Source organism: Streptomyces odonnellii, assembly GCF_000981895.1.
Lineage (GTDB): Bacteria > Actinomycetota > Actinomycetes > Streptomycetales > Streptomycetaceae > Streptomyces > Streptomyces odonnellii.
Window position 1 is genome coordinate 1 of the sequence record NZ_LATD01000246.1, and the last position, 8668, is coordinate 8668.

General features: G+C 71.8%; 6 protein-coding genes. All 6 read left to right on the forward strand.

The window, feature by feature from the left end:
- On the forward strand, positions 1 to 965 hold a 965-nt coding region (locus tag WH07_RS22425; protein ID WP_052744526.1), incomplete at its 5' end, for a carbohydrate ABC transporter permease.
- Between the two features lie 2 nt (positions 966 to 967).
- The gene (locus WH07_RS22430; protein WP_198533867.1) at positions 968 to 1801 is read left to right on the forward strand and encodes a carbohydrate ABC transporter permease; all 834 of its coding nucleotides are present in this window, start codon (positions 968 to 970) and stop codon (positions 1799 to 1801) included.
- 3 nt (positions 1802 to 1804) lie between these two features.
- A complete protein-coding gene (locus WH07_RS22435; RefSeq protein ID WP_198533866.1) occupies positions 1805 to 3505 on the forward strand; it encodes a beta-N-acetylhexosaminidase in 1701 nt (566 codons plus the stop codon).
- Positions 3506 to 3805: 300 nt separating this feature from the next.
- Positions 3806 to 4702, forward strand: a complete 897-nt coding sequence (locus tag WH07_RS22440) for an FAD binding domain-containing protein (protein ID WP_046502952.1) — start codon at positions 3806 to 3808, stop codon at positions 4700 to 4702.
- Positions 4699 to 6120 (forward strand): (2Fe-2S)-binding protein, encoded by a 1422-nt coding sequence (locus WH07_RS22445; protein WP_079023457.1) that lies wholly within the window; start codon positions 4699 to 4701, stop codon positions 6118 to 6120. Before WH07_RS22440 ends, WH07_RS22445 begins: the two co-directional genes overlap by 4 nt.
- Entirely contained in the window at positions 6117 to 8426 is a 2310-nt protein-coding gene (locus WH07_RS22450) for a xanthine dehydrogenase family protein molybdopterin-binding subunit (RefSeq protein ID WP_046502955.1), read from the forward strand. Before WH07_RS22445 ends, WH07_RS22450 begins: the two co-directional genes overlap by 4 nt.
- Positions 8427 to 8668 lie beyond the last annotated feature (242 nt).

An 8668-nucleotide genomic window follows, 5' to 3' on the forward strand; every position in this document is an offset into this window, starting at 1 on the left:
CCGGGAGAAGCGACAGGGGCGAGAACACGCCACTTCCCGCCGCCGGTTCCGCCCGCGCGGGCGCCCGCCGGCGGGGGCCCCGGCGGGCCGGGGAGGGCGGCTGGACACCCTGGCTCTATCTCGCGCCCGCGCTCGTCGTCCTCGGCGGGCTGCTCGTCTACCCGATCTACCAGCTCGGGATGATCTCCTTCCTGGAGTACACCCAGGCCCAGGTCAGTGGGGGTGAACCCACCACTTTCCAGGGCTTCGGCAACTACACCGCGCTCTTCGGCGACCCCCAGTTCTGGCAGGTGCTGCTCGCGACGGTGGTGTTCGCCGCCGCGTGCGTCGTCACCACCCTCGCGGTGGGCTGTGCGCTGGCCGTCCTGCTGACACGTATCCGGGCCGTGCCCCGGCTCGCGCTGATGCTGGCCGCCCTCGGCGCCTGGGCCACCCCGGCGATCACCGGATCCACGGTCTGGGTGTTCCTCTTCGACCCCGACTACGGCCCGGTCAACCGGCTGCTGGGGCTCGGCGACTTCTCCTGGACGTACGGGCGTTACAGCGCCTTCACCCTGGTGCTGCTCGAAGTGGTGTGGTGCTCCTTCCCGTTCGTGATGGTGACGGTGTACGCGGGCATCAGGGCGGTGCCCGGCGAGGTGCTGGAGGCGGCCGCCCTCGACGGCGCCTCGCAGTGGCGGATCTGGCGGTCCGTCACCGCGCCGATACTGCGGCCGATCCTGGTGGTCGTCACCATTCAGTCGATCATCTGGGACTTCAAGGTCTTCACCCAGATCTATGTGATGACCAACGGCGGCGGAATCGCCGGCCAGAATCTCGTGCTCAATGTGTACGCCTATCAGAAGGCCTTCGCCTCCTCGCAGTACAGCCTCGGCTCGGCGATCGGCGTGGTCATGCTGGTGATTCTGCTGGCGGTCACTCTCGTCTATCTGCGACTGGTCCGACGCCGGGGAGAAGATCTGTGAACCTGCTCGGTATACGCCGTCCCTGGCGGCTGGTGGCCGAGGCATCCGCCCTCGTCATCGCGGTGATCGTGGCCTTTCCGCTGTACTGGATGGTCCTCTCCGCGCTCAAACCCGCGGGCGAGATCCAGTCCACCGAGGCCCGTCCCTGGACGCTCTCCCCCTCGCTGGACTCCTTCCGCCGGGTCTTCGAACAGCAGGAATTCGGGCGGTACTTCCTCAACAGTCTGGTGGTCGCGGGCACGGTCGTGATCGCCTCCGCGCTGATCGCGTTTCTGGCGGCCACGGCGGTCACCCGCTTCCGCTTCCGATTCCGTACGACCCTGCTGATCATGTTCCTGATCGCGCAGATGGTGCCGGTGGAGGCGCTGACCATCCCGCTGTTCTTCCTGATGAGGGATGCCGGGCTGCTCAATACGCTCGGCTCGCTCGTGCTTCCGCATCTCGCCTTCTCGCTGCCGTTCGCGGTCTGGATGCTGCGGGGATTCGTACGGGCGGTCCCCGAGGCGCTGGAGGAGGCCGCGTACATCGACGGCGCGAGCCGCACCCGGTTCCTGTGGCAGATCCTTTTCCCGTTGGTCCTGCCCGGGCTTGTCGCGACGAGTGTCTTCTCCTTCATCTCGACCTGGAACGACTTCCTTTTCGCCAAGTCCTTCATCATCAGCGACACCTCCCAGTCGACGCTTCCCATGGCCCTGCTGGTCTTCTTCAAACCGGACGAGAACGACTGGGGCGGCATCATGGCCGCGTCCACCGTCATGACCATTCCGGTGCTGGTTTTCTTCGTACTCGTACAGCGGCGCCTGGTCTCCGGACTCGGCGGCGCGGTCAAGGACTGAGGAATGACGACATACGAGATGAGGGCGCACGAGATGGATACGGCCCCGCACCTGATCCCACGTCCCGTACGAACCGGTCCCGTGGAGCCGGGAGCCGGGTCCTGCCGGCTCGACAGCGGGACAGTCATCGAGGCGGGCCCCGGCACGGAGGGCGTGGCCCGCTGGCTCCGTACGGCCGTCGGCGCCGCCACCGGACTGCCGCTCGCCGACAGCGCGTCCGGCACCTCCGCCTCCGGTTCCGGAAGCCGGATCGTTCTCGCCGTCGACGCCCGTACCGGCCCGGAGACGGGCCCCGAGGCCTACCGGATCGCCGTCGACGAGCGGACCGTCCGCATCGAGGGCGGCGGCCCGGCCGGGGTCTTCTGGGGGGCGCAGACGCTCCGTCAGCTCCTCGGCCCCGACGCGTACCGCGCCGCGCCCGTCGCCCCCGGGCGCGAGTGGACCGTACCCCCCGGCGTCATCGAGGACGCGCCGCGCTTCACCTGGCGGGGCATGATGCTGGACGTGTCACGGCACTTCATGCCCAAGGACGGCGTCCTGCGCTATCTGGATCTGCTCGCCGCCCACAAGCTGAATGTCTTCCACTTCCATCTCACCGACGACCAGGGCTGGCGCGTCGAGATCAAGCGCCATCCCCGGCTCACCGAGGTCGGCGCCTGGCGCTCACGCACCAAATGGGGGCACCGCGCCTCGGAGTTGTGGGACGAGAAGCCGCACGGCGGCTACTACACCCAGGACGACATCCGCGAGATCGTCGCCTACGCCGCCGAGCGGCATATCAGCGTGGTGCCCGAGATCGATATCCCGGGCCATTCGCAGGCGGCCATCGCCGCGTATCCGGAACTCGGCAACACCGATGTCATCGACACGGCCTCCCTCTCCGTCTGGGACACCTGGGGCATTACCGCAAACGTACTCGCCCCCACTGACAGCACCCTCCGCTTCTACGAGGGGGTCTTCGAGGAACTCCTCGGCCTCTTCCCCGCGGACACCTCGCCGTTCATCCATATCGGCGGCGACGAGTGCCTCAAGGACCAGTGGAGGCAGTCGCCGGCCGCCCAGGCCCGGATGCGGGAGCTGGGCCTGGCGGACGAGGACCGGCTCCAGTCCTGGTTCATCCGCCACTTCGACCGCTGGCTCACCGCCCGCGGCCGCCGTCTCATCGGCTGGGACGAGATCCTGGAAGGCGGTCTCGCGGACGGTGCCGCCGTCTCGTCGTGGCGGGGGTACGCGGGCGGGATCGCCGCCGCGCGGGCCGGTCACGACGTCGTCATGTGCCCCGAGCAGCATGTGTATCTGGACCACCGTCAGGCGGCGGGCGAGGACGAGCCGATGCCCATCGGCTATGTCCGAACCCTGGAGGACGTCTACCGGTTCGAGCCCGTACCGCCCCAGCTCACCGAGGAGGAGGCCGCCCATGTCCTCGGCACCCAGGCCAATGTCTGGACCGAGGTGATGCAGGACGCCGCCCGCGTCGACTACCAGGTCTTCCCCCGGCTCGCCGCCTTCGCCGAGGTCGCCTGGTCGTCCCTGCCCGCCCCCGCCGAGCGGGATTTCGCCGATTTCGAACGCCGGATGGCCGAGCACTACCGGCGTCTTGACGCACTCGGTGTCGCCTACCGCCCGCCCGGCGGACCCCTTCCGTGGCAGCGCCGCCCGGGCGTGCCCGGACGCCCGATCGAGGGGCTGCCGCCAAACGTGTGAGCGTACGCGCGGGTCCACGGGGGCCCGGTGTCCCGGAACCGCGCCCCCGGCCCTGTCTCCGGCAACGGCGTCATCCGTGGGGATAAGTCGTACAAGGAACGCCGAAGAGTGGCATTCCGTATGTGCCGATGAAGAGGTGTGAAACCGGACCTTCCCCCTGGTGGGGGACGGATCCGCCCTTCGTGGACCCTCGCGTCGGCAGGCCCGGAAGATGTGCCAGAGTTGCCACGTCCGGCCTGTGAGCACGTACGGTACGGCAACACAGGCGGGACACCGGGACACCGGAAAGGGGCAGCCGGGTTGACCACGCACGCACCGCAGACCGCGCAGTCCGTGACGCTGCCGGCCACGCTCGACGAGGCCGTGGCGGCGCTCACGGAGATGCCTGCCGCCGTGCCCGTCGCGGGCGGCACCGATCTGATGGCGGCCGTCAACAAGGGCCAGCTCCGGCCCGCGGGACTCGTCGGCCTGGGCCGGATCAGCGAGCTGCGCGGCTGGCACTACCAGGACGGGCACGCCCTGCTCGGCGCGGGTCTCACCCACGCGCGCATGGGCAGGCCCGACTTCGCGGCACTCATCCCCGCGCTCGCCGCGTCCGCGCGCGCGGCGGGACCGCCGCAGATCCGCAACGCGGGCACGCTCGGCGGCAATATCGCCACCGCGGCCCCGACCGGGGACTCGCTGCCGGTGCTGGCCGCCCTGGAGGCCGACCTCGTGGTCGCGGGCCCGGGCGGCGCGCGCCGTGAGATCCCCATCTCACATCTGCTCGCGGGCCGCGAGATGCTGGAGCCCGCCGAGCTGATCGGTTTCGTACGGGTGCCCCTGCTGCACGCGCCCCAGGTCTTCCTCAAGGCGACCGGACGCACCGGCCCCGGCCGGGCCACCGCGTCCGTCACCGTCGTGCTCGACCCGGCGCGGCGCGGGGTGCGCTGTGCGGTCGGCGCGATCGCGCCGATGCCGCTGCGGCCCCTGGAGGCCGAGCGCTGGATCGGCTCGCTGATCGACTGGGACGGCGCGCGGGGGCTCGCGCAGGAGGCGCTCGCCGCCTTCGGCGAGTACGTCGCCGCCGCGTGCATCCCGGACCCGGCGCCGCCGGCCGACGGGGGAGAGGCCCCGCCGGTGTCGCCCGCCGTACAGCATCTGCGGCGTACGGTCGCCGCGCTGGCCCGACGAGCACTGGGGAGGGCGCTGTCGTGACCACCAACGAGAACTCCGGGCACTCCGGTTCCGGTTCGGCTTCGGGCACCGGTACGGGGGTTCCGCGGGGGCAGGGCGGCTGGCAGCCGGTGCCGCAGGGGGGCGAGTACGACGGCGAGTCCACGGCGTTCGTGCAGCTTCCGCCCGAGGACGGGCAGGACGCGCCGCTGGCCGCGCCCGGGCACGGTTACGTACCGCCGCACATCGCGCCCCTGCCGCCCGTGGAGGGCGCGGAGGGCGGCATGCGGTGGCCGGACCCGGCGACGGACGGCTCGGGGCAGTACGCGGGCGCGTACGGCCATGGAGGGTACGGCGAGGGGCCGGCCGGATCGACCGGGCTGACCGGGCAGTGGAGCTTCGGCGAGAACGGAGCCGGTAACGGTGCCGGTGAGACCGGTGGCGGCGAGGCTCCGGGTCCCTCGGAGCTGACCGGGCAGTGGACGATTCCGGTCGCCAAGGGTGATCTACCGGACGAATCGGGCGAGTTCAGTACATCGATGCTCGCCTCCCAGTGGGGCGGCGGCAGCCCTCCGGCGACCCTGCCGGGCGGCGCGGCGGCCCCGTGGGCGGAGCCGGCCGACGCCACCCGGAACGGCGGCCACGGATTCCACGACCCCGCTGACGCGCCGGATGCGCTCGGTGCGCCTGGTGGACCTGACGCGCCTGGTGCGCCGCTTCCGGACGTGGAGCCCGAGCCCGCCGCCGTACCCGAGCAGCCCGTACCGGAAGCCGCCGAGCCACCCGTACACGACCACGACACCCCCGTGCCCGGGCCGGAGGCCGGGACCGCTCCGGAGCCCGAGCCGCTCACCAGCAGCAGCGACAGCGCCGAACACCCCTCCGGCGCCTACGTCCTGCGCGTCAACGGCGCCGACCGCCCCGTCACCGACGCCTGGATCGGCGAGTCGCTGCTGTACGTGCTGCGCGAGCGCCTCGGCCTCGCGGGCGCCAAGGACGGCTGCTCCCAGGGCGAGTGCGGCGCCTGCAACGTCCAGGTCGACGGACGGCTCGTCGCCTCCTGCCTGGTACCCGCCGCCACCGCGGCCGGTTCCGAGGTCCGTACGGTCGAGGGCCTCGCCGTCGACGGCGAACCCTCCGACGTCCAGCGGGCCCTGGCCAAGTGCGGCGCGGTGCAGTGCGGTTTCTGCATCCCCGGCATGGCCATGACCGTCCACGACCTCCTGGAGGGCAACCACGCCCCCAGCGAGCTGGAGACCCGTCAGGCGCTCTGCGGCAACCTCTGCCGCTGCTCCGGCTACCGCGGCGTGCTCGACGCGGTGAACGAAGTCGTCGCCGAACGTACCGCGAGCGCGGAGGCCGCCGCCGTGGCCTCCGAGGAAGCCCGCATCCCGCACCAGGCACCCCCAGGGGCCGGCAGCGCCCAGCCCCCGCACTCGCTTGACGGAGGCATGGCGTGAGCAACGACGCGGCCACCGGGACCCCGGCGCTCGACGCTCCTGAGCAGGAGCCCCCCGCGCACGGCCTCGGAGCATCCCTCTCCCCGGCCGACGCGCGCGCGAAGACCGAGGGGACGTTCCCGTACGCCGCCGACCTGTGGGCCGAGGGCCTGCTGTGGGCGGCGATCCTGCGCTCCCCGCACCCGCACGCGCGCATCGTCTCGGTCGACACCGCCGCCGCGGCCGAGATGCCGGGCGTACGGGCCGTCATCACGCACGAGGACGTCCCCGGCGACTCCGCTTACGGACGCACGGTCGTCGACCGGCCCGTGTTCGCCTCGGACGTCGTACGCCACCACGGCGAGGCGATCGCCGCGGTCGCCGCCGACCACCCCGACACGGCCCGGCTCGCCGCGGCCGCGATCGCCGTCGAGTACGAGGTGCTCGAACCGGTCACGGACCCCGAGAAGGCCTTCGCCGCCGAGCCGCTGCACCCCGACGGCAATCTGATCCGCCACATCCCGCTCAGCTACGGCGACCCGGAGATCACCGGCGAGGTGGTAGTCGAGGGGCTCTACCGCATCGGCCGCCAGGACCCGGCGCCCATCGGCGCCGAGGCGGGCCTCGCCGTACCGAGACCCGACGGCGGCGTCGAGATCTACACCGCCTCCACCGACCCGCACACCGACCGCGATCTGGCCGCCGCCTGCTTCGGCCTGGACCCGGAGCGCGTGAAGGTCGTCGTCACCGGAGTGCCCGGCGCCACCGGCGACCGCGAGGACCCCGGCTTCCAGATCCCGCTCGGCCTGCTCGCACTGCGCACCGGCTGCCCGGTCAAACTGGCCGCGACCCGCGAGGAGTCCTTCCTCGGCCACGCCCACCGCCACCCCACCCTGCTGCGCTACCGCCACCACGCGGACACCGAAGGCCGGCTGGTCAAGGTCGAGGCACAGATCCTGCTCGACGCGGGCGCGTACGCGGACGCCTCGTCCGAGTCCCTCGCGGCGGCGGTCGCCTTCGCGTGCGGCCCGTACGTCGTCCCGCACGCCTTCATCGAGGGCTGGGCCGTACGCACCAACAACCCGCCGTCCGGCCATGTCCGCGGCGAGGGCGCCATGCAGGTCTGCGCGGCCTACGAGGGCCAGATGGACAAACTGGCCGCCAAACTAGGCCTGGAACCGGCCGAGGTGCGCCTCCGCAACATCCTCGCCACCGGTGACATCCTGCCCACCGGACAGACCGTGACCTGCCCGGCCCCGGTGGCCGAACTGCTCGGTGCCGTACGGGACTTCCCACTGCCCGCGCTCCCGAAGGACACCCCGGAGGCGGCCTGGCTGCTGCCCGGAGGACCGGAGGGCGCGGGCGAACCGGGAGCGGTACGGCGCGGGGTGGGCTACGCCCTGGGCATGGTCCATATGCTCGGCGCCGAGGGAGCGGACGAGGTCTCCACGGCCACCGTCAAGGTCCAGGACGGCGTGGCCACGGTGATCTGCGCGGCCGTCGAGACCGGGCAGGGATTCACCACCCTGGCCCGCCAGATCGTGCAGGAGACACTCGGTATCGAAGAGGTCCATGTCGCCTCGGTCGACACCGACCAGCCCCCGGCGGGCCCTGCCGCGCACGGCCGGCACACCTGGGTCTCGGGCGGCGCGGTCGAGCGGGCCGCGAAGATGGTCCGTACACAGCTTCTCCAGCCGCTGGCCCACAAGTTCGGGATGTCCACCGAACTGCTCCAGATCACCGACGGCAAGATCACCTCGTACGACGGTGTGCTGTCCACCACCGTGACCGAGGCGATGGACGGCAAGGAGCTGTGGGCGACGGCGCAGTGCCGCCCCCACCCCACCGAGCCGCTGGACGCGTCGGGCCAGGGCGACGCCTTCGTGGGTCTCGCCTTCTGCGCGATCCGCGCGGTCGTGGACGTCGACATCGAGCTGGGCTCGATCCGGGTGGTCGAGATGGCGGTGGCGCAGGATGTCGGCCGGATCCTCAATCCGGCGCAGCTCGCGACCCGTATCGAGGCAGGCGTCACCCAGGGCATCGGCACGGCCCTGACCGAGAACCTCCGTACCAACAAGGGCCTGGTCCGCCGCCCCGACCTCACCGGCTACGCCCTCCCGACCTCCCTGGACGCACCGGATATTCGCATCGTGAAACTTGTGGAAGAACGCGATGTGGTGGCCCCCTTCGGCGCCAAACCCGCCAGCGCCGCACCGGTGGTGACGTCCCCGGCGGCGGTCGCCTCGGCGGTGCGCGCGGCGACGGGCCGCCCCATCAGCCGTCTTCCGATCCGGCCGCAGGCGGCGGTGGCGGTCCCCAACGCGTAACGGCCGTCCCCAACTCGCGGTCGGGTAATACGCGTTGCACCTGCAAGCCCGGGATGCGTACTGTCGTTGGCTCTCGCTACAGTGATCTCCGTACCTGTGGTGAACGGGTAACGGGGCAGACGGATCAACGGGGGAGACGTCGATGGCGGAGGACGACGGGACGGGGCGGCCGGTGTACTCGACGCTGCCCACGAACGATCCGGCGAGCGGTGGCGGAAGCGGCGGCGGGGGCGGCAGGGGCG

Bases quoted from the DNA above. Each gene is read 5' to 3' on its own strand.
- WH07_RS22435 (WP_198533866.1), top strand. From the start codon at position 1,805: ATGACGACATACGAGATGAGGGCGCACGAGATGGATACGGCCCCGCAC.